General features: G+C 73.8%; 16 protein-coding genes. 4 read left to right on the forward strand and 12 right to left on the reverse strand.

Annotation, left to right across the window (positions count from 1 at the left end):
* Positions 1 to 41: 41 nt before the first annotated feature.
* The 3 genes from BI06_RS08390 to BI06_RS08400 form a co-directional block, all read right to left on the reverse strand.
* Positions 42 to 293, reverse strand: coding sequence for a hypothetical protein (locus tag BI06_RS08390; protein ID WP_043466786.1), 252 nt, complete (start codon positions 291 to 293; stop codon positions 42 to 44).
* A 114-nt stretch (positions 294 to 407) separates the two neighbouring features.
* Entirely contained in the window at positions 408 to 653 is a 246-nt protein-coding gene (locus BI06_RS08395; RefSeq protein WP_030392602.1) for a hypothetical protein, read from the reverse strand.
* 229 nt (positions 654 to 882) lie between these two features.
* On the reverse strand, positions 883 to 2,091 hold the full coding sequence (locus BI06_RS08400) for a PP2C family protein-serine/threonine phosphatase (protein ID WP_030392601.1): 1,209 nt from the start codon (positions 2,089 to 2,091) through the stop codon (positions 883 to 885).
* Between the two features lie 287 nt (positions 2,092 to 2,378).
* Between BI06_RS08400 and BI06_RS08405 the strand changes: the two genes are divergently transcribed.
* Positions 2,379 to 3,935 (forward strand): PLP-dependent aminotransferase family protein, encoded by a 1,557-nt coding sequence (locus BI06_RS08405; protein WP_051740500.1) that lies wholly within the window; start codon positions 2,379 to 2,381, stop codon positions 3,933 to 3,935.
* Here the strand turns inward: BI06_RS08405 and BI06_RS08410 are convergent.
* The 8 genes from BI06_RS08410 to BI06_RS08445 all read right to left on the reverse strand — a co-directional run bounded on the left by BI06_RS08410 (position 3,910) and on the right by BI06_RS08445 (position 11,923).
* Positions 3,910 to 5,382, reverse strand: coding sequence for a UbiD family decarboxylase (locus BI06_RS08410; protein ID WP_043466789.1), 1,473 nt, complete (start codon positions 5,380 to 5,382; stop codon positions 3,910 to 3,912). The genes BI06_RS08405 and BI06_RS08410 overlap by 26 nt on opposite strands.
* Positions 5,379 to 5,759 carry a chorismate mutase gene (locus BI06_RS08415; RefSeq protein WP_051740502.1) on the reverse strand — a complete coding sequence of 127 codons (381 nt, stop codon included), beginning with the start codon at positions 5,757 to 5,759 and terminating at the stop codon, positions 5,379 to 5,381. The genes BI06_RS08410 and BI06_RS08415 overlap by 4 nt, the downstream gene beginning before the upstream one ends.
* The gene (locus BI06_RS08420) at positions 5,756 to 6,139 is read right to left on the reverse strand and encodes an AraC family ligand binding domain-containing protein (protein ID WP_051740503.1); all 384 of its coding nucleotides are present in this window, start codon (positions 6,137 to 6,139) and stop codon (positions 5,756 to 5,758) included. The genes BI06_RS08415 and BI06_RS08420 overlap by 4 nt, the downstream gene beginning before the upstream one ends.
* Positions 6,140 to 6,188: 49 nt before the next feature.
* Positions 6,189 to 6,869 carry a flavodoxin family protein gene (locus BI06_RS08425; protein WP_233290067.1) on the reverse strand — a complete coding sequence of 227 codons (681 nt, stop codon included), beginning with the start codon at positions 6,867 to 6,869 and terminating at the stop codon, positions 6,189 to 6,191.
* Positions 6,870 to 7,107: 238 nt separating this feature from the next.
* Positions 7,108 to 8,409, reverse strand: coding sequence for a TrpB-like pyridoxal phosphate-dependent enzyme (locus BI06_RS08430; RefSeq protein WP_030392689.1), 1,302 nt, complete (start codon positions 8,407 to 8,409; stop codon positions 7,108 to 7,110).
* 52 nt (positions 8,410 to 8,461) lie between these two features.
* Positions 8,462 to 9,811: an MFS transporter gene (locus BI06_RS08435; protein ID WP_082558374.1), complete on the reverse strand. Its 1,350-nt coding sequence runs from the start codon at positions 9,809 to 9,811 to the stop codon at positions 8,462 to 8,464.
* Between the two features lie 5 nt (positions 9,812 to 9,816).
* Positions 9,817 to 11,037 (reverse strand): ATP-grasp domain-containing protein, encoded by a 1,221-nt coding sequence (locus BI06_RS08440; RefSeq protein WP_043466792.1) that lies wholly within the window; start codon positions 11,035 to 11,037, stop codon positions 9,817 to 9,819.
* Between the two features lie 55 nt (positions 11,038 to 11,092).
* Positions 11,093 to 11,923 (reverse strand): B3/4 domain-containing protein, encoded by an 831-nt coding sequence (locus BI06_RS08445; RefSeq protein ID WP_063794937.1) that lies wholly within the window; start codon positions 11,921 to 11,923, stop codon positions 11,093 to 11,095.
* Between the two features lie 269 nt (positions 11,924 to 12,192).
* On the opposite strand from BI06_RS08445, the gene BI06_RS08450 reads away from it, so the two are divergent.
* Positions 12,193 to 13,644 carry a PLP-dependent aminotransferase family protein gene (locus BI06_RS08450; protein ID WP_051740505.1) on the forward strand — a complete coding sequence of 484 codons (1,452 nt, stop codon included), beginning with the start codon at positions 12,193 to 12,195 and terminating at the stop codon, positions 13,642 to 13,644.
* Between the two features lie 104 nt (positions 13,645 to 13,748).
* On the opposite strand, the gene BI06_RS08455 is transcribed toward BI06_RS08450, so the two are convergent.
* Entirely contained in the window at positions 13,749 to 15,980 is a 2,232-nt protein-coding gene (locus BI06_RS08455; RefSeq protein WP_082558375.1) for an MMPL family transporter, read from the reverse strand.
* Between the two features lie 234 nt (positions 15,981 to 16,214).
* Here BI06_RS08455 and BI06_RS08460 point away from each other — a divergent pair, with 234 nt between their 5' ends.
* Together BI06_RS08460 and BI06_RS08465 are read left to right on the forward strand one after the other, a co-directional pair.
* Entirely contained in the window at positions 16,215 to 17,486 is a 1,272-nt protein-coding gene (locus BI06_RS08460; protein WP_199523260.1) for a sensor histidine kinase, read from the forward strand.
* Positions 17,483 to 18,193: a response regulator transcription factor gene (locus BI06_RS08465; protein ID WP_043466795.1), complete on the forward strand. Its 711-nt coding sequence runs from the start codon at positions 17,483 to 17,485 to the stop codon at positions 18,191 to 18,193. Before BI06_RS08460 ends, BI06_RS08465 begins: the two co-directional genes overlap by 4 nt.
* Positions 18,194 to 18,350: the final 157 nt, after the last annotated feature.

Consider the following 18,350-nt stretch of genomic DNA (forward strand, 5'->3'; position numbering starts at 1 on the left):
GGACAGTGCCCGTGCAGCCGGACAGTGCCCGCGGCCGGGTGTCACTCGCGTGACCACTCGGCCTCGGCCTGGGGCGGGCCGGCGAGCTCGGCCCCGTCCCAGAGCCGGATCCTGATCGCCCGGGGGCCGGGCGCGGGCCGGGAGAGCGTGCGTACGAACACGTCCCGCAGATGGTTGGCCGCCCGCTGGGGAGGCCCGTCGTAGTCCAGTGGATCCGGCAGCGCGGTCCCGTGCTGCCGGGACCAGTGGCCGCCGTCGTCCTGCGTCTCCAGGACCCATCGGTAGTGGGGCATCGTGTACCTCCGCCTCCCGCACCGGGGATCGCCGGGCAGTCGAGCAGTCGGGGCAGTCGAGCAACCGGGGCAGTCGAGGGAGTCGGCGCAGTCGGCCACCCGCCGCCGGGGCCGTCAGTACTCGGCGCCGCTCCGCAGGTAGCTGCCCACGACCTGGAGCCACGCCCCGGGGCCGAAGCAGACCTCGATCCGGTACGGAGTGTCCTCGTAGACCCGCAGGACGCGCAGCGCACCGCTCGGATGCAGGTCGTACTCGAAGGTGACGCCGTCCGCGCCGTCCTCGTACTGGAGGTCCAGCGGCCCCTTCGACGGCTCCGCCGGCGCCCGGGCCTCGGACGAGAGTTTCACGTAGACGGACATCTCTCCGCCCCGCCTTTCCTGTTCGCCCGAGCAGGCGTCACGTCGGGTGAAGCGCTCAGCCCGGGGAAGCGGGCTCCGCCCGAGGAAGCCGGCCCGCTCCGACATCCCCACCGTACTCCGCCCGCGCCGAGCCGACCCGCCGGGACGGAGGCCGCAGCCGGGACGGAGGCCGCAGCCGGGGCCCGGGCCCAGCCGGCGCCGGGCCCGGGCCCCAGCCGGAGCAGGGACCTCAGCGCCACTCGATCAGGAAGAGGGTGGCGTCGTCGCTCGTCCGACCGCCCCGCCGCTCCTTCAGGACGTGGGAGAGCGCCCGCACCACGGCCCGCACCCCGCTCTGCGAGCGCTCGACCCGGTTGACCCAGTCGATGAGCTGCTCCTCCCCGAACTGCTCCCCGCCCGCCTCGCGCTCCTCGACCAGGCCGTCGGTGAAGCACAGGACCCGGTCGCCGTGCCGCAGGACCCGCTCGCTGATCACCGGCTCCTCCCCGCCGAAGCCGACCGGCAGGGTGGTGGCGCTCTCCAGCCGCTCGACGACCACGTGCCCGCGGATCAGCAACGGCTGGGGATGCCCGGCGTTGACCCACTGCAGGTGGCCGGTCCCGGTGTCCAGGCGCATCATCTGCGCGGTGACGAAGTGGTCCGGCCCGAACTGCTCGGCGATGGCCCGGTCCATGAACGCGTAGATCTCGGCCAGTCCGATGTCGGCACGCCGGGCGTGCCGGTACGCGCCGATGGCCACGGTCGCCATGGTCGCGGCGTCCAGCCCGTGACCCATCGCGTCGATCGTGGCCACGTGCAGAACGTCGTCGTTGAGCGCGTAGTCGAAGCTGTCGCCGGCCACCTGGTAGGCGGGTTCGAGGATGCCCGCCACGGCGACCCGGGGCACGGTCATCGACAGCGGCGGCAGCAGTGACCACTGGATCTCGGCGGCCAGGCTCATCGCTCCGACCCGCCGGGCCTGGAAGATCCGGTCGCTGTAGCCGCTCTTGGTGACCAGCAGATCGGCGACCAGGGCGGCGAGGCGCCGCAGCAGCGGCCGGTCGTCCTCCTCGACGGCGTCCAGCGTGAGGGCCAGGACCCCCACCTCGTCGCCGCCGTCCAGCAGCGGCAGGTACACCCGCACCCCGTCGGCCGTCGGCTCCTCGACCGGGGCACCGCCCAGGAAGGCGGCACCCGCGGGGGTGCCGTCGATCGGCACCGGCTCCCCCGCGACCGCGCCCCGCCCCGGCAGCGGCGCCAGCACCACCTGGCCGTAGTCCTGCAGCAGGAGCAGCGGGTCACGGCCGCCGAGCCCGTGCACCACGGCGGCGACCAACGGGACGATCAGCTGGGGCGGCAGCTCGTGGGACCGGTCGAGCAGCTCCCCCAGCAGGCGTTCGCCCCGCCCCTCCGACCACCGGTCCCGGCCCGCCGGGCCGGACTGCCGCTCGTCGCTCATCCTTGTTCACCGCCTTCCTCCTGCACCGCCGTCCTCCTCCGGTCGCGGCACTCGACACCGGCCCGACCGGTGCGGTGCGCGCGCGGGGGCGGGTCCTTCCATTACGCCCGACAACGGGGCATCCCGCCCCCGGTCGCCCTCCGCAGGACCGGCCGGTACCCCGCTCCCGCCCCCTTCGGCCATCGAAGGACCGGAACGGCACGCCGGGCGGGTGGGCCGGTGGCCGGACGGCCCCACGAGGTGTCGTGCATGCGACACTTCGGGAAAACGGGGCCGGAGGGAGAGGCGTGGGATCGTCGGAGCTGCTGATCGTGCTGGACCGGGGCAGTGCGACGCCCCTGCAGCAGCAGGTGTGCGACGGGATCGCCGGGCTGGTCAGGTCGGGGCGGTTGCGGGCCGGGGAGGCGGTGCCGGCCTCGCGGGAGCTGGCGGCGCAGCTCGGGGTGTCGCGCACGGTGATCCTGCGGGCGTACGAACTGCTGACCGCCAACGGGCTGTTGACGGCCCGCCGGGGATCGGGGACCAGGGTGGCGGAGCGCGCCGCCGGGGAGGGGGCCGTGCCGGGTCCGGCCCGGACGGCGCTCGCGCCGCAGCCGCCGCTCGCCACCGACGGCGGGGACGCGCTGTGGCAGCCGTGGGAGCCGCCGCCGATGCAACAGGCCGGTGCGGCCCTGGACTTCCGGCACGGGACCCCGGCGCTGGCCAACTTCCCGGTGTCGCGCTGGCGGCAGTCCGTGCACGAGGCGTACGCGCGGGCGGACGTCGCCGCGCTCGGGTACGGGCCGGCCGAGGGCTCCGCCGCGCTGCGGGCGGAGATCGCCACGCTGGTCCGGCAGAGCCGGGCGCTGGACGCCTCGCCCGACAGCATCCTGATGACCAGCGGGGCCACCCAGGCGCTGGACATCCTGGCCCGGCTGCTGGTCGGCCCGGGCGACGTGGTGGTGATCGAGGACCCGAGCCACACCGTGCTGCGCCAGGTCTTCGGCTCCACCGCCGGGACCGTGGTGCCGGTGCCGGTGGACGAGGAGGGGCTGCGGGTCTCGGACATCGACGCCCACGTCCGGGCGCACGGCCAGGACCCGGACCGGGTGCGGCTGATCTATGTGACGCCCTCGCACCAGTTCCCGACCGGGTTCATCATGTCCGAGGCCCGGCGGCGGGCCCTGCTGGCCTGGGCCGGGCGGCGCGGGGCGACCGTCCTGGAGGACGACTACCACAACGAGTTCACCTTCGCCGCCGAGCGGCTGCCGGCCCTGGCCGCCGCCCGGCACCAGGGCACGGTGGTCTACGTCGGCAGCTTCAGCAAGACGCTCTTCCCGGCGCTGCGGATCGGCTACGCGATCGTGCCGCAGCGCCTGGTGCGGCCGTTCCTCGGCATCAAGTGGATCACCGACCGGCTGACCCCGACGGTCGACCAGGAGGCGCTGGCGCACTTCGTCGCCACCGGCGCCTACGCCCGGCACGTCAGCCGGATGACCCGGCTGTACCGGGAGCGCCGCCGCTCGCTGCTGGACGGCCTCTACACGCACTTCGGCGCCGAGGTGCGGATCTCCGGGGCGGCCGCCGGCCTGCACGTCCTGGTCGCCCTGACCGGGGCGCGCGGCGTCGGCGAGGACGAGATCGTCCGCCGGGCCGCGGCGCTCGGGGTGCGGGTCTACCCCGCCTCGGGCTACTTCGTGCGGGAGCCGCCGGCCGAGCCGACCTTCCTGATGGGCTACGCCGCCCTGCCCGGCGCCCGGATCGCCGAGGGCACGGCGCTGCTGGCCACAGCGGTCCGTGAGGCCACGGCGGTCCGGGAGGCCGCGGGCGCCGGGCCCGTCAGCCGGAGCCGGGGACGTCGGTGAACCGGGCCCGGCGGAAGCGGCGCCGCTGCGCGTACGGGACGGTGCAGTCGAACACCGCCTTGGCGGTGCGGCCGTCCGCCGACAGGGCGGGCGAGTAGGCGACCGACTGGGTCGGGTCGAGCGGGAAGCCCTCCCGGTCCGGCAGGACCAGCAGGTCCCGGTCCGCCTGCCACCGGGTGACCATCGCCCACCACAGGTCCTGGTCCGACTCCAGGTCCACGTCCTCGTCCACGGACAGCACCAGCTTGGCCATCCGGAACTCCTCCAGGACGGCCTGCGAGGCCTCGCGGACCAGCGCGTCGTCCTCGGCCGAGCGCTTGGCCTCCCACTGGAGCACGACCATCAGCTGTCCCCCGCCGGCGGTGTGGCAGTGCACCGCCCGGACCGGGGCGCCGCGGCGGCGCAGCACGGCCAGCACGGCCGCCTCCATCCCGAAGCCGAGCAGGACGGACTGTTCGTGGCCCGGGCCGGAGACCGCCTGGAGGATCGGGCCGCGCCGGGCGGTGATCCCGGTGATCCGGACGGTCGGCAGGGCCGGGTGCGCGGTGCCCTGGTAGCCGAGGAACTCCGGGGTGGCGGCGGTGCCCCTGGGGTTCTCCGGCATGGTGTCCGGCAGCAGTTCGCCCTCCAGCACGTACTCGGCGTGGGCGATGTACTCGGCGTCCACCGTGCGGCAGGGCAGCAGTTCCACCGGCGCGCCCGCGAGTGCCCCGGCGACCGCCAGTTCGTCCGTCCCGGTCGGGACGAGCGAGGTGGGGCAGCAGGAGGCGAGCAGCACGGCGGGGCCGAGGCCGAGGTGGATCGCCACCGGCAGCGGCCGTCCGGCGGCGAGCGAGTTGCGGTGGGCCTGTTCGAGGTCGCGCCCCGGCACCATCCAGATGGTGAGCAGGTCGGGGCCCTGGACGCACATCCGGTGGATCGACAGGTTGCGCACGCCGGTGGCCGGGTCGGTGGCCAGGACGGCGCCGAGGGTGAGGTACGGGCCGGCGTCCTCGTCGGTGAGCACCGGGACGGGCAGCGTGGTCAGGTCCGGCTTCCGGTCGCTGCGGGCCCACCGGTCGGGGTCGGCGGCGGGCACCGGCGGCAGCGGTGCGGCCACCGCGTCCAGCAGCCGGTGGGCCAGCTCGGCGGGGGTGGCGCCGAGCAGGGCGGCCGCCCGGCGCCTGGTCCCGTACAGGCCCATCAGCACGGCACTGGCATCGTGCTCCTCGCCGCCCTCGCCACCCTCGCCGTCCTCGGCCGCGCCGCCCGACGGCGTGACCTGCTCGAACAGGACGGCCGGGCCGGGGCCGGTGGGCGGCGCCGCCGGGGCGCCGGCCCACCGGGCGTAGCGGGAGGAGACCCCGAACCGGGCCGGGACCTCCTCCCGGACCCGGACCAGTTCTCCTGGCATCAGGTCCAGCGCGGCCAGCGCCGCCCGCAGGTCGGCCGGGTGCCGACGGCTCATGGCCCTTCCCCGGCGGCGGCCCCGGCCGCGGAACCGGCCGCGGCGGAAGCGGCCGCCCGGCGCTCCTCCAGGAGCACCATCTGCATCCCGGTCAGCTCGTCGATCAGCGTGCGGTAGGTGGCCTCGGCGATCCCCGGCGGCATGCCGTGCTCGTCCGCCAGGCCCCGGACCTTGGCGACGACCTGCTCGACCCGGCCCGGGGAGCGGACCGTCTCCTCGTCCCGCTTGAACCCGGTCAGCTCCCGCACCACGGCGGTGCGCTCCGCCAGCAGCGCGACGATCCGCCGGTCCAGCGCGTCGACGGAGAGCCGCAGTTCCTCGATCCGGGGATCGATCGCGGGCGACGACGGGTCGGCGCCCGTACGGTCGGCGCTCATGCGGTCGGCACCACCTTGTCGACGACGTACACGACGGTCGGCTCGCCCTGCGCGCCCTGCGAACGGTGCTTCTCGTCGTCCGGGATCACAAAGCCCATGCCGGGGCGGCACGGCACCGAACGGTCCTCGAAGTGGATGGTGAACTCGCCCTGCAGCACGTAGCCCTGGTGGCCGCGGAGGCACCACTCGTGCTCGTCGAAGCCGGCGGGCAGCTCCATCAGCCGGACCCGCAGGCCCTGGGTGTAGGCGATCTTCACCCGGCCCTCGGCGCCCGGCTTCTGCCACTTCTCCCAGGGGATCAGGTCGAAGTCGACGCCGACCAGGACGGGGTCCCCGGTCTGGCCGCCCTGCTGGTCGCCGGTCTCGGTCTCGGTGGACATGGCACTCCTCAACAACACGTCGGAAAGGGGATATCGGTGGATCGGCGGTTCAGCTGGCCTGCTTCTCCGAGGAGGTCCGCTGCCCCGGCAGGACGACGCGCGGGGCGCGGGAAACCCGCTCGTTGCGGTCGTCGAGCGGCAGCACGGGCCGACCGTCGGCCGTCTGGTGGCGGCGGAGCAGCTGGGACATGTCGATCATGCGGTGCAGCATCCGCTCCAGTGCCTCCAGGCCCTCGGCGTCCTGGAGCTGCGGCTGCGGAGAGGTGTTGCGCAGCAGCGCCGGAAAGCCGCTGCCGACCAGGATCATGCGGTTGAGCAGCAGGTTGTCGACCAGCTGGCTGTGCACCGCGGCGTCGCTGTACCGGCGCGAGACGACGATGATGCCGCCCACTTTGTTGGCGAGGGGGCGGTCGAAGCGCAGGAAGCCGACGCCGGCCCGTTCGATGAAGATCTGCATCAGGTGGGCGGGGCCGAAGCCGTGCACCGGGGTCGCGTAGACGATGGCGTCCGCCTGCTTCATCTGCTCGACGATCGCGGGCATGTCGTCGCGGAGTTCGCAGGGTGTGGTCCGCTGGTTGCAGTCGCCGCACGGGCTGCACGGCGAGATCCGGTGCTCGCGCAGGTGGACGGTCCGGAACTCGGCGCCCCGTTCCCGGACCAGGCGGCCGGCGTACTCCAACGCGAGGTCGGTGTTGCCGCCCGGTCGCTCGGAGCCGCAGATCCCGAGCACTATCGGAGTCGGAGTTGATCCTTGCACGTGGTTCCCCCCTCGTAGTCTGCCCCTACGGGGACGGGCGGCCGGACGGGCCCCGTGGTGCGAGGGCCCGTCCGGTTGTTCGCCCGCCTGTCACCGCTCAGTACTCGTCAGTCCTTGAGCTTTCTCGCCGATCCTCGAACGTCGGTCCTCGGACGTCGGTCGTCGGTCGTCGGTCGTCGGTCGTCGGTCGTCGGACGTCGGTCCTCGGACGTCAGTCCTTGAGCTTGCCGGCGAAGTAGTCCGTGTAGGCCTGCATGTCGAAGTGCCCGTGGCCGGACAGCGTGAACAGGATGGTGCGGGCCTCGCCGCTCTCCTTGCAGGCCAGCGCCTCGTCGATGGCCGCCCGCACCGCGTGGGTGGACTCCGGCGCCGGGACGATGCCCTCGTTGCGGGCGAACAGGACGCCGGCCTCGAAGCAGGCGGTCTGCGGGACGGCCCGGGCCTCCAGCAGGTCGAGGTCCTTCAGGGCGCTGATGATGGGCGCCATGCCGTGGTAGCGCAGCCCGCCCGCGTGGATGCTCGGCGGCACGAAGTCGTGGCCGAGGGTGTGCATCATGGTGAGCGGGGTGAGGCCCGCGGTGTCGCCGAAGTCGTACTCGTAGCGGCCCTGGGTGAGGGTCGGACACGAGGCCGGCTCGACGGCGAGCGCCCGCACCGAGCGGCCGCCGCGCAGCTGCTCGCGCAGGAACGGCAGGACCAGGCCGCCGAAGTTGGAGCCGCCGCCCGCCGCGCCGATCACGATGTCCGGGTAGTCCTCCGCCAACTCCATCTGGAGCAGCGCCTCCTGGCCGATCACCGTCTGGTGCGTCAGCACGTGGTTGAGCACCGAGCCGAGCGCGTACTTGGCCCGGCCGCCGCTCTTGACCGCGGCCTCCACGGCCTCCGAGATGGCCAGGCCCAGGCTGCCGCTGGCGTCGGGGTCGGCGGCGAGCGCGGCCCGTCCGGCGTCGGTGAGCACACTGGGGCTGGCGTGCACCGTCGCCCCGAAGGTCTCCATCAGGGCCCGGCGGTAGGGCTTCTGCTGGTGGCTCACCTTGACCATGAAGACCTCGCACTCGAGGCCGAAGTAGGCGGAGGCCATCGCGAGCGAGCTGCCCCACTGGCCGGCGCCGGTCTCGGTGGTGAGCTTCTCCACACCGGCCTGCTTGTTGTAGTACGCCTGCGGCACGGCCGTGTTGGGCTTGTGGCTGCCGGCCGGGCTGACGCCCTCGTACTTGAAGTAGATCCGCGCCGGGGTGTCGAGCGAGCGCTCCAGCCGGTGGGCCCGGACCAGCGGGCTGGGCCGCCACTGGCGGTAGACGTCGATCACCGCGCCGGGGATGTCGATCTCGGCCTCGGTGCTGAACTCCTGGGCGATCAGCGACTCGGGGAACAGCGGCGCCAGGTCGGCCGGGGTGAGCGGCTCCCTCGTCCCGGGGTGCAGCATCGGCGGCACCGGCTTCGGCAGATCCGCCAGCACGTTGTACCAGGTGGTGGGGATTCGGTCCTCGGGCAGCAAGAACTTGGTGATCATCGGGCCCTCCCGGAATGCATGGATACGGCGGTCGATCGGACGGTCACACGGTTCAGGCACCGGAGCGGACGGCATCGGCCGGTCCGGGTCCGGGTTCGACGGAAGCGGAAGCTGAGGAAGAAGCTGAGGAGGAGGATGCGGCGGCGGGACCGGGGCCGGCAGCAGGGGCAGCCGGCGCGCTCGCGGCCGAGGACCGGATCCGGAGCACCGCGAACACCGCGATACCCACCAGCGGCGTGACCAGCATGGTGTGCAGCACCGGACGCGCGCCGTGGTTCTGCCAGATCAGCCCGAGGCCGAACGGCACCACCAGCCGGGCCAGGCCCAGCACGAAGCCGTTGAGCGCCATGAAGCGGCCGACCCGGTGCTCGTCCACGTGGTCCGCGATGTAGGTGGGCACCACCACGGAGGCGATGATCTCGCCGAGCGTCCACACCACGGTGGACGCCAGCACCGCCGCGAGCGAGAAGCCGAAGTCGAGCACGGCCAGGCCCAGCGCCCACAGCACCCCGGCCACCAGCAGCAGGGTGCGGATCGGGTAGCTGGCGATCCGCTTCTCCAGCTGGAGCCCGAGGCCCACCACCACGACGCTGTTCACCGTGTACACCACGCCGACCAGCCCGGCCGAGGCGTTCAGCTCGGTGGTCACCGCCAGCGGCAGCGCGTACTCGAGACCGATCAGCGGCGCCACGTAGAAGAACGAGGCGAGCACCATCCACAGCACATGGCCGTGGACGCCGCCGAGCCGGAGCCGGCCGCCACCGGCCGCCTTGGGCGCGGCGGTGCCGGACTTGGTGTCCCGGGGCACCCAGATCCGGATCACGACCGCGCACAGCAGCCCGACCACGATGTTGCCCGCGAACATCACGTGGTACGAGTACGCGGCCGCGACCCCGCCCAGCAGCGGGCCGATGCCCATGCCCAGGTTGTTGCCGATGTAGCTGACCGTGTACGAGAACGGCCGCTGCTCGGGGGTCGCCAGGTCGGCGATCAGGGTGTTGGCCGCCGGGCCGAACATGCCCATCCCCACCAGGGCGACGAACAGCAGCAGGGCGTACGTCCACGGCGCGCCGTCCAGGGTGCCCAGGCCGAGGTAGCCGACCGCGTTGAGCACCAGGGCGGCGACCAGGGCGTCCCGGCGGCCGCGCAGGTCGCACACCGGCCCGCTGAGCAGCGAGCCCACCAGCAGGCCGGTCGAGCCGACCGAGATCAGCAGGCCCGCCTCGGCCGTGCCGAGGCCCTTGCTGCGCACCAGGTAGACGGCGAGCAGCGGGAAGACGAACATGCCCGCGCGGTTGACGAAGGACGTCACGAACAGCACCCGCAGCGGGAGCGGTAACTCCTTGAACCTGGCCGTCCAGGCCTTGGGGGCGGCGGCCCCTTCTCCGGTACTCGTGGCCATCCCGGTCAGACCGCCGACTCGGTCTCGACCCGGAAGGCCTGGCGGACGGTGCGGAACCGCGCCAGCACGTCGTCGTAGTCGCTGCCCTCGCAGACGTACCAGCCGAGCACGTCGTTGGAGGCGACCGGCGGGGCCAGCACGTCGCCGACGGCCTTCCAGACGTCCGCGTCCAGGACGCCGTCGAGCGCGTTGAGGTCCGCGGGCGAGCTGATCCCGGTGATCCGGCCGTACTCGCCCGAGGACAGGTACTCGGTGCCGATCTCCGGGCCGAGCCGGGCCGCGGTGCGGTGCTCCGGGTCGAGTTCGAGCCGGGCCCACTCGCCGGCCAGGTTGATGCCGCGACCGGCCTGGATCGCCGGGACGATCGAGCCGCCGCCGGCCCGGGCGCCCGCCTCGCCGAACACCGCCTCGCCGTCCTCGTCCAGGAAGAACTCGACGTGCGCGACGCCGGTGCGCATGCCGAAGCCGCGCAGCACCGTGGCGTTGAGCTCCAGGATCCGCTGCTCGTGCTTGCTGAGGTCGTGCTTGCGGGAGATGGTGCCGCCCGGCTCGTCCCGGTACTCCAGCACCGAGTAGGTGTAGCGGGACAGTTGCTCGAAGACGACCTCGCCGTCCTGGAGCAGCGCGTCCACATGGAACTCGGTGCCGCGGACGAACTCCTCGACCCGGTACTCGTGCCGGTCGTCGCCCATCTCCTCCCACACCTCGGCCAGCCGCTCCGGCCCGTCGACCCGGTAGGTGCTGCCGCAGGCCCAGCCCGCGTACGGCTTGATCACCAGCGGGTAGCCGGCCTGCGCGGCGAACTCCTCGACCGCGCCCAGGGTGTCGGGGCGGCAGGAGCGGGCGACCTTGACGCCCAGCTCCTCGGCGCGGCGGTGCATCACGTTCTTGTCGCGGAAGTTGAGCGCCTGGTCGGGCGTCAGTCCGGGGATGCCGTGGTCACGGCGGGACCGGGCGGCGGGCAGCACGTCGCCCTCGAACAGCGGGAAGATCCGGACCAGCCGGTACTCGGCGGCGATCCCGTCCACGGCGGCCCGGAAGGCCGGGGTGGAGTCCAGGTCGGCCTCCCGCGCCGTCAGGCCCTCGACCTCGGGCGGGATCTCGCCGGTGGGCACCAGGACGACGGGGTGGTGGCCGAGTTCGGTGGCGACCTCGACCACGCTGCGGAACTGCGCGAGGTAGCGGCCGGCGGCGGGGCGGTAGACGATCAGAATCGCGGGGTTCATCGGGTTCTCCTGGAGGTAGCGGTCGGTCCGGCACCGGGGCCGGCTCCCACGACGATCAACCCGCGACGACGGACGACCCGGCCGCCGACTCCGCTGCCGACTGCTCCGGCACGTTCTGCTCCGGGACGGACTGCTCGGACACGTCCTGCTCCGGCACGAACAACTCGACTCCGGTCTCGGCGGCGTCCAGCACGACGGGCCGCTGACGCACCGCCCCGAGCGCGTCGAGCGCGGCAGCGAGGCGGTCGAGCGCCCGCTCCACGTCCGCGCGCCCGCCCTCGTGCACCGCCTCGACGGTGAGCAGCAGCCGGCGTCGGCCGACGTCGGTCCTGATCACCTCGCTCTGCCGCCAGTTCCACCGCCGCGAGTGCGCCCGGTCCTGGGTGTCCGCGTAGACGACCTCGCCCGGCTCCGGGTGCTCCGGTGCCTCCGGCGCGCCCAGCGGCAGGTAGGTCTCGCCGCCGTGGGCCAGCCGGACGGCCAGCTCCCCGGTGATGTCGCCGACGTCGCAGGAGGCGACCGGCAGCCGGCTGTCCAGCGAGACGGCGTTGCAGAGGTTCACCAGGGCGTTGATCCGCGGCAGCCGGTCGCCCTTGGCCACCCGCCGCAGCACCGATTCCGCCGCGCAGGGGAAGCGGTTGGGGTTGACGTCGACGCTGCGGTACGCGTCCCGCCAGGCGGCGATCGGGGGCAGGGCGGAGACCTCCGCCTTGCCCAGGGAGAGCCCGTGGAGGGCGTCCTCGGCGGCGGTGAGGAGGTCGTCGACCTCCGGTGCGGCCGCCGCGACGTCGACCACCGGGACGGCGATCAGTCCGAGGACGTAGCCGGGCACCCGCGCCAGAAGACTTTCGTCGACGATGACCTTCAGGGCGCTGGTCCGGTCCATGAGGTGAGTCCTTCGCGTCCGAGCTGGGTTGATGACCTGACCGACGATAGGGAGCCGGCCGCGTCCGACTGCGGCCAATTCCCGGACATCTGTTGGTGCCACTTCCGTCCACTCGGCCACCCGGTGACGCCCGGCGACGGCCCTGCCGCCCCCGCGACGGGCCCCGGGCCCCTCGCGCGTTCCCGCGCGGCGGTTGCCTGTGCGGAACGAGTCCATCAAATGTGACAATGCTCGGTCCATACCACTTCACCCTCTGCACAGGAGGCCACTTGGCCTGGCATCTGGCTCTCGACGTCGATCGCGGCTCCCGCGTCCCACTGGCACTACAAGTGCGGGACGCGGTACGTCGCCTGGTCGAGGACGGGACCCTCCGCGCCGGAACCCGATTACCCTCCAGCCGCCAGCTCGCCACCGACCTGGGCGTCTCGCGCAGTGTGGTGGTGGAGGCGTACGAACAACTCACCGCCGAGGGCTACCTGGTGACCCGGCGCGGCTCGGGCACCTCGGTCGCCGAGGACGGCGGCGGCCTGGCCCCGGTGTCCTCCGCCCTCACCGCCGCGGCCGCCACCTCCGTCTCCGCCCCGGCGGACGGCGACGGCGGAGAGGCCGCCTGGGACCTGCGGACCGGCACCTCCAACCTGCTCGCCTTCCCGCGCCAGGAGTGGATCCGCTGCGTCACCGTCGCACTGGGCGCCGCCGGCCACCGCGAGCTCAGCTACTCCCCGCCCGCCGGAGTTCCGTTGACCCGTCACATCCTGGCGGGCTACCTCGGCCGGGTCCGCGGGGTGCGCACCCGCTCCGAGGACCTCATGATCACCTCGGGCTTCGCCCAGGGACTCGCCCTGCTCTGCCGCGTCCTCGGCGACCGGGGCCACCGGACCCTGGCCGTGGAGGACCCGGGGCACCCCGGCGAACGGGAGTTCATCGCGAGCGCCCGGATCCGGCCGGTCGGCATCCCGGTCGACGCCGAGGGCATCCGCGTCGACCTGCTCGAACAGTCCGGCGCCCGAGCCGTCCTGACCACCCCCGGCCACCAGTTCCCCACCGGCGCGTGCCTGAGCCGGGAGCGCCGGGAGCAGTTGATCGCCTGGGCGCGCGCGGTCGACGGCTACGTCATCGAGGACGACTACGACAACGCCTACCGGAGCCGCTCCGGCCAGCCGTCGGCCCTGCAGAGCCTGGCACCGGACCGGGTCGTCTACGCGGGCAGCGCCAGCAAGGTCCTCGCCCCCGCGCTGCGGCTGGGCTGGCTCGCCGCGCCGTCCGAGCTGATGGCCTCGCTGGAGCACGTCCGCGCGGGCTGGGACATCGGCTGCTCGGGCCTGGAACAGCTCGCCTTCGCCCGCTTCATCGACACCGGCGGACTCGACCGCCACCAGCGGCGCCTGCGCGCGGAGTTCGCCGGCCGCCGGGAGGTCGTCCGGCGGGAGGTGGCCCGGCAGTTGCCCGGCACCCGGGTGCTCGGCGGCGACGGCGGCCTGCAGGCGTACCTCGAACTGCCGCCCGCCGTGGGCGAGGACGCCCTGATCCGTGCCGCCCGCGCCCGCTCGGTGCTGATCCGCGGCGGGCGCTTCCACACCCTCACCGACACCGGCCGGCCGCCGGCCCTGGTCCTCAGCTACGCCACCGTCGGGTGCGAGGGGCTGGCCCGCGCGATCGCCGAACTCGGCGTCGCCTACCGGCGGTTGCTGCCGGGGGCGGAGGACGGGGAAACGACGTGAACCCCTCGGTACCCGGCCTGCGGGGGCAGGCCGGGTACCGAGGGGGGTACGAGGTTCCGAGCAGTCGGACGCTCAGGTGCTCAGGCGTCCAGGTGCTCAGGTGCTCAGGCGTTCAGCCGCTCGGGGACGGGCTCCCGGTCCGGCGCCCCCGCCTGCGCCCCCGCCTGCGCCCCCGCCTGCGCCCCGGCGGACGCGTGGCGCGGAGCGGTCCGCAGCGGCCACCAGAGGCCGCGGCCGAGCAGCGCGGCCATGGCCGGCACCAGGACCAGGGAGAGCACGAGCGCCGAGAGCAGGATGCCGAGCGTCAGCGCGAAGGCGACCTGCTCGCTGCCCGGGGTGGTGGCCAGGGTGGCGAAGGAGCCGGCCAGGACCAGGCCCGCGGTGGCGATGGCGGGCGTGGTGTGGCGGACGGCGCGGGCCACGGCGCCGCGGACCGGGCCGGGCTGCTCCATCTCCTCCCGGATCCGGTCGGTGATGAGGATGTTGTAGTCCGTGCCCAGCGCCACCACGAACAGGAACAGCACCAGCGGCAGGGTGAAGCTGACGCCGGGCTTGTCCAGCAGGTGCTGGAACACCAGGGTCGAGGCGCCGAGGGTGGCGGCGAAGCCGAGCCCGACCGCGAGCATCAGCACCAGCGGGGCCAGCAGGCTGCGCAGGAGCAGCAGAAGGATCAGGGCGATCAGGGCGGCCGCGACCGGGAAGACCACGGTCAGGTCGTGGTCGACGGCGACCGAGATGTCCGCGAAGATCGCCGCCGTGCCGCCCACATGGGCGCTGGTACCGGCCGGGGTGTTCGCCGCGACGGCGGCGCGGACCGGGCCGGAGGCCAGCTCGCGGGCCTTCGCGCTCTGGGTGTCGGCGGTCAGGTAGAGGTCGATCCGGGCGGCGCGGGCGTCCGGGCTCAGCACCGTGCCACCGACCTGGCCGACCCCCTCGACCTTGCCGAGGGCGCGGGAGAGGCCGTCCAGCTTGCCCGGGTCCACGGGGCCGCCGCCGGCGGCGGTGACGTAGACGCTGGTCGGGTCGGACACGCCGGCCGGCAGCGCCCGGGAGATCTCGGTGGCGGTGGCCGCCGCAGCGGTCTTGGAGCCGCCGCCCTGGCCGTAGTCCATCGTGATGCCGACCGTCCCGGCGGCCAGGGCGCCGAGCAGCGCGACGGAGGCCAGCAGCATCGCGGCGGGCCGACGGGCGACCAGCGCGCCGAAGCGGGCGGCGGCACCCTCGCGCGGCTGCCGCCGCAGGCTCTTGGACGGCCAGAAGATCTTGCGGCCGCAGGCGGCGAGCAGGGCGGGCATCAGGGTGAGGCTGCCCAGCAGCATCACCAGGACGGCGACCGCGATGGCCGGGCCGAGCGAGCGGAACTGGCCGAAGCTGGCGACACCCAGGGTCGCGAAGGCGGCCACGATGGTCAGCGCGGCGGAGGTGATCGCCGTACCGACCCGGCCGGCCACCTCGGCGGCGGCCTCCCGGGCGGGCTGCTCGGGCCGGGACCGCAGGTGCTCGCGGAACCGGAAGAGCAGGAACAGCAGGTAGTCGATCCCGATGCCCAGCAGCACCACGGAGATCAGGCCCGGGGTGGAGGCGTCCAGCTTGAGCCCGGTCAGGGAGGCCGCGCCGGCCACGGCCCCGCCGGCCACACCACCGATGAAGGCGACGGCGAGCAGCGGCAGCACGGCGGCCAGCACGCTGCGGAACACCAGCACGTTGAGCAGCACGATCAGGCCCATCACCAGGGCTCCGCCGACCTTGGTGGCGGTCCGGTTGTCGTCGGCCGAGTCGGCGGCCTCCGCCAGGCCACCGGTGAACCCGGTGCGCATCCCGGCCTCGGCGAACTGAGCGCGGGTGGCGTCCCGGAAGGCGCGGTAGACCTTCTGGACCCCGTCGTCCCCGGCGTTGCCGGTCAGTTCGGCGCTCAGCAACTCGAAGCTCCGGTCGGGGGCGACCATCGCGGGGGCGACCTTGGGGGTCTGGGAGCGGTCCGGCAGCAGGAAGCTCGGCTCGTCCTTCATCCGGGGCATCTCCACCCGGCGCTGGCCGAGCTTCGCCGCCTCGGCCCCGATCCGCTTCTCGTCGGCGGGGGTGAGGGCCTTGCCGTCGGTCCTGGCCACCAGCACCGTCACCGTGGTGGCGTCCGGGTCGATCCCGAAGTTCTCCTCGGCGATCCGCAGGGCCGCCGCCGAGTCGTAGCTCGCGGGCAGGAAGTCGCCGCTCTGCGACTGGGTGACGCGGGACATCAGCATCGGGCTCAGCAGGGTGAGCCCGACGCCGAGGACCGCCCAGAGGGCGATGACCTTCCACGCGTTCCTGGTCGAGAAACGGGTCAGTGCGCGGATCACGCTGCCCTCCGGTGGCTGGACGCGAACGTCGGCTTGGGAACCGGGGGTTCCCGGCCTGTTCCAAGACCATCAGGTGGAAGGGGGGTCCGGCGTCGGGGCGACGGACGATCCGGACCGGGGGTCCTGCTCCCCCGGCCCGCCCGGACCCGGGACCGTGGTCCTGGGCCCGGCCTCCGGCTCTCGGCCGCGGGGACCACGCCCGGCCCGGCGGGCCGGTGCCAGAATGGGGGCGTCATGGCTGATCAGCCCGGGAGGACCGAGATGGACGGGCGTCAGCGCCCCGCAGCGGGCACGGCCGATGCCGGGGGTCCGCCCGGAAGCCCGCCCGGCACAGCGGACGGCACCCCGTGGAGCCACACCGACGGGCTGGTGGCCGTCGGCGCCGGCCTGCTCGACCTGGTGGCCTACCTGCTCTTCGACCAGGTCGAGGGCGACCGCAGCATCAGCGTCCCGGGCTTCCTCGTCCTGCTGCTGTCGGGCCTGCCGCTGGTCGCCCGGCGCCACCGCCCGCTGGGGACGCTCGCCGCCGTCCTGGTGCTGGGGAGCCTGGCCAACGTGCTCGCGCCGATGGGGGCTCACTTCGGCGCCGTCCTCACGGTGGCCGTGTACTCGGTCGCCCGGCACTGCAGCGGTCGTGCCACCGCCGCCGCGAGCGCGGCGACGGCATTGGCGACCATGATCAGCCAGAGCGGCTTCGGCGTCCCGGGCTCGGCGGAAGCCATCGCCGCCACCGCCTCCACCGCGCTAGTGGCCGCCGGCGGCCTCGCGATCTCGCGCTGGCAGCGCGAGGTCGCGGCCAACCGCCAGTTGCTGGCCGACCGCGCGGTGGCCGAGGAACGCCGCCGCATCGCACGGGAGCTGCACGACATCGTGGCCCACCACATCACCACCATGCAGCTGATGGCGGGCGGCGCCCGGGCCAACCTCGCCAACCCGGAGGTGGTCCGGGACGCCCTGGTCACCCTGGAGTCCTCCGGCCGGCTGGCCCTGCGCGAGATGCGCCAGCTGCTGAACGTCCTGCGGGCCGGCGACGAACCGGACGCCGCCCCGCCCTCGCCCCAGCCCGGGGTGGAGGACCTCGACCGGCTGGTCGAGGAGTCCCGCCGGGCCGGACTGCCCACCGAGCTCAGCGTCCTCGGCGCCCCGCAGCCGCTGCCGCCGACCGTCGGCCTGACGGTGTTCCGGATCGTCCAGGAGGGCCTCACCAACGCCCGCAAGTACGCCGGACCGGCCCGCGCGTCCGTCCGGATCGGCTACCGGTCGGACGGGATCACCGTCGAGGTGCTGGACGACGGCGCGGGCTTCGCCCCGCCGGACACCGGGCCGGCCGCCGGGGAGCGGGGCGGCTACGGCCTGATCGGCATGCGCGAACGGGTCGCCCTGCACGGCGGCGCACTGACAACCGGTCCACGGCCGGAGGGCGGCTTCGCCGTCCTGGCCGAACTGCCGCTGGCCCCCGACGAGACCGCAGAGGCGGCCGTCCAGCACGGGAAGGTGACCCGATGACCACCACGACGCCCCCGATCCGGGTCCTCCTCGTGGACGACCAGCCGCTGGTGCGGCGCGGGCTGTCGCTGATCCTCTCGCCGGACCCGACCGTCGAGGTGGTGGGCGAGGCCGAGGACGGCGAACAGGCCGTCGCCCTGGCCCACCGGCTGCGCCCCGACGTCGTGGTGATGGACATCCGGATGCCCGTCCTGGACGGCGTCGGCGCCACCGAGGAGCTGTCCCGCACCCTGCCCGACTGCAAGGTCCTGGCGCTCAGCACCTTCGACATGGACGAGTACGTGGTGGCCGCGCTGCGGGCCGGGGCCCACGGCTTCCTCCCCAAGGACGTCTCGCCGGAGGACCTCGGCGCGGCGATCCGCACCGTCCACGCCGGAGAGGCGGTGGTCGCGCCGCGGCTGCTCTCCCGGCTGATCTCCACCTACGTCCGGGCGCCCCTCGACACCCCGCCGCCGCCCGCCGCCGCCGTGACGGGCGAGCTCACACCGCGCGAGGTGGAGGTCTGGCGGCTGATGGCCACCGGCCTCGACAACACCGGGATCGCCCGCTCCATGGACATCAGTCACTCCACGGTGAAGAACCACATCACCAGCATCTTCGGCAAGCTGGACGTCCGCGACCGCGCCCAGGCGGTCATCGCCGCCTACGAGTCCGGCCTGATCACCGCCCGCACGGGCGGCGGCGACCAGACCGGGGCCCAGGCCTAGAGCCCGTCCGGACGTCACTCGGCGCACGCGGCGAGGATGGCGGGACTGCCGTCGTCGGTCACCCCGGGATCGCGCAATGCTCGAGTCAAGGCCACAGAGCGTCATTGACCAGTTGTGATTTTAATGTTTCGAAAATGATCAATTATTTATTGAATCA

The organism is Kitasatospora sp. MBT66 (assembly GCF_000710405.2).
GTDB lineage: Bacteria > Actinomycetota > Actinomycetes > Streptomycetales > Streptomycetaceae > Kitasatospora > Kitasatospora purpeofusca.

Coding starts and splice junctions, on each gene's coding strand:
- BI06_RS08390 (WP_043466786.1), bottom strand. CDS start 293: ATGCCCCACTACCGATGGGTCCTGGAGACGCAGGACGACGGCGGCCAC.
- BI06_RS08395 (WP_030392602.1), bottom strand. CDS start 653: ATGTCCGTCTACGTGAAACTCTCGTCCGAGGCCCGGGCGCCGGCGGAG.
- BI06_RS08400 (WP_030392601.1), bottom strand. CDS start 2,091: ATGAGCGACGAGCGGCAGTCCGGCCCGGCGGGCCGGGACCGGTGGTCG.
- BI06_RS08410 (WP_043466789.1), bottom strand. CDS start 5,382: ATGAGCCGTCGGCACCCGGCCGACCTGCGGGCGGCGCTGGCCGCGCTG.
- BI06_RS08415 (WP_051740502.1), bottom strand. CDS start 5,759: ATGAGCGCCGACCGTACGGGCGCCGACCCGTCGTCGCCCGCGATCGAT.
- BI06_RS08420 (WP_051740503.1), bottom strand. CDS start 6,139: ATGTCCACCGAGACCGAGACCGGCGACCAGCAGGGCGGCCAGACCGGG.
- BI06_RS08430 (WP_030392689.1), bottom strand. CDS start 8,409: ATGATCACCAAGTTCTTGCTGCCCGAGGACCGAATCCCCACCACCTGG.
- BI06_RS08435 (WP_082558374.1), bottom strand. CDS start 9,811: ATGGCCACGAGTACCGGAGAAGGGGCCGCCGCCCCCAAGGCCTGGACG.
- BI06_RS08440 (WP_043466792.1), bottom strand. CDS start 11,037: ATGAACCCCGCGATTCTGATCGTCTACCGCCCCGCCGCCGGCCGCTAC.
- BI06_RS08445 (WP_063794937.1), bottom strand. CDS start 11,923: ATGGACCGGACCAGCGCCCTGAAGGTCATCGTCGACGAAAGTCTTCTG.
- BI06_RS08460 (WP_199523260.1), top strand. CDS start 16,215: ATGGCTGATCAGCCCGGGAGGACCGAGATGGACGGGCGTCAGCGCCCC.
- BI06_RS08465 (WP_043466795.1), top strand. CDS start 17,483: ATGACCACCACGACGCCCCCGATCCGGGTCCTCCTCGTGGACGACCAG.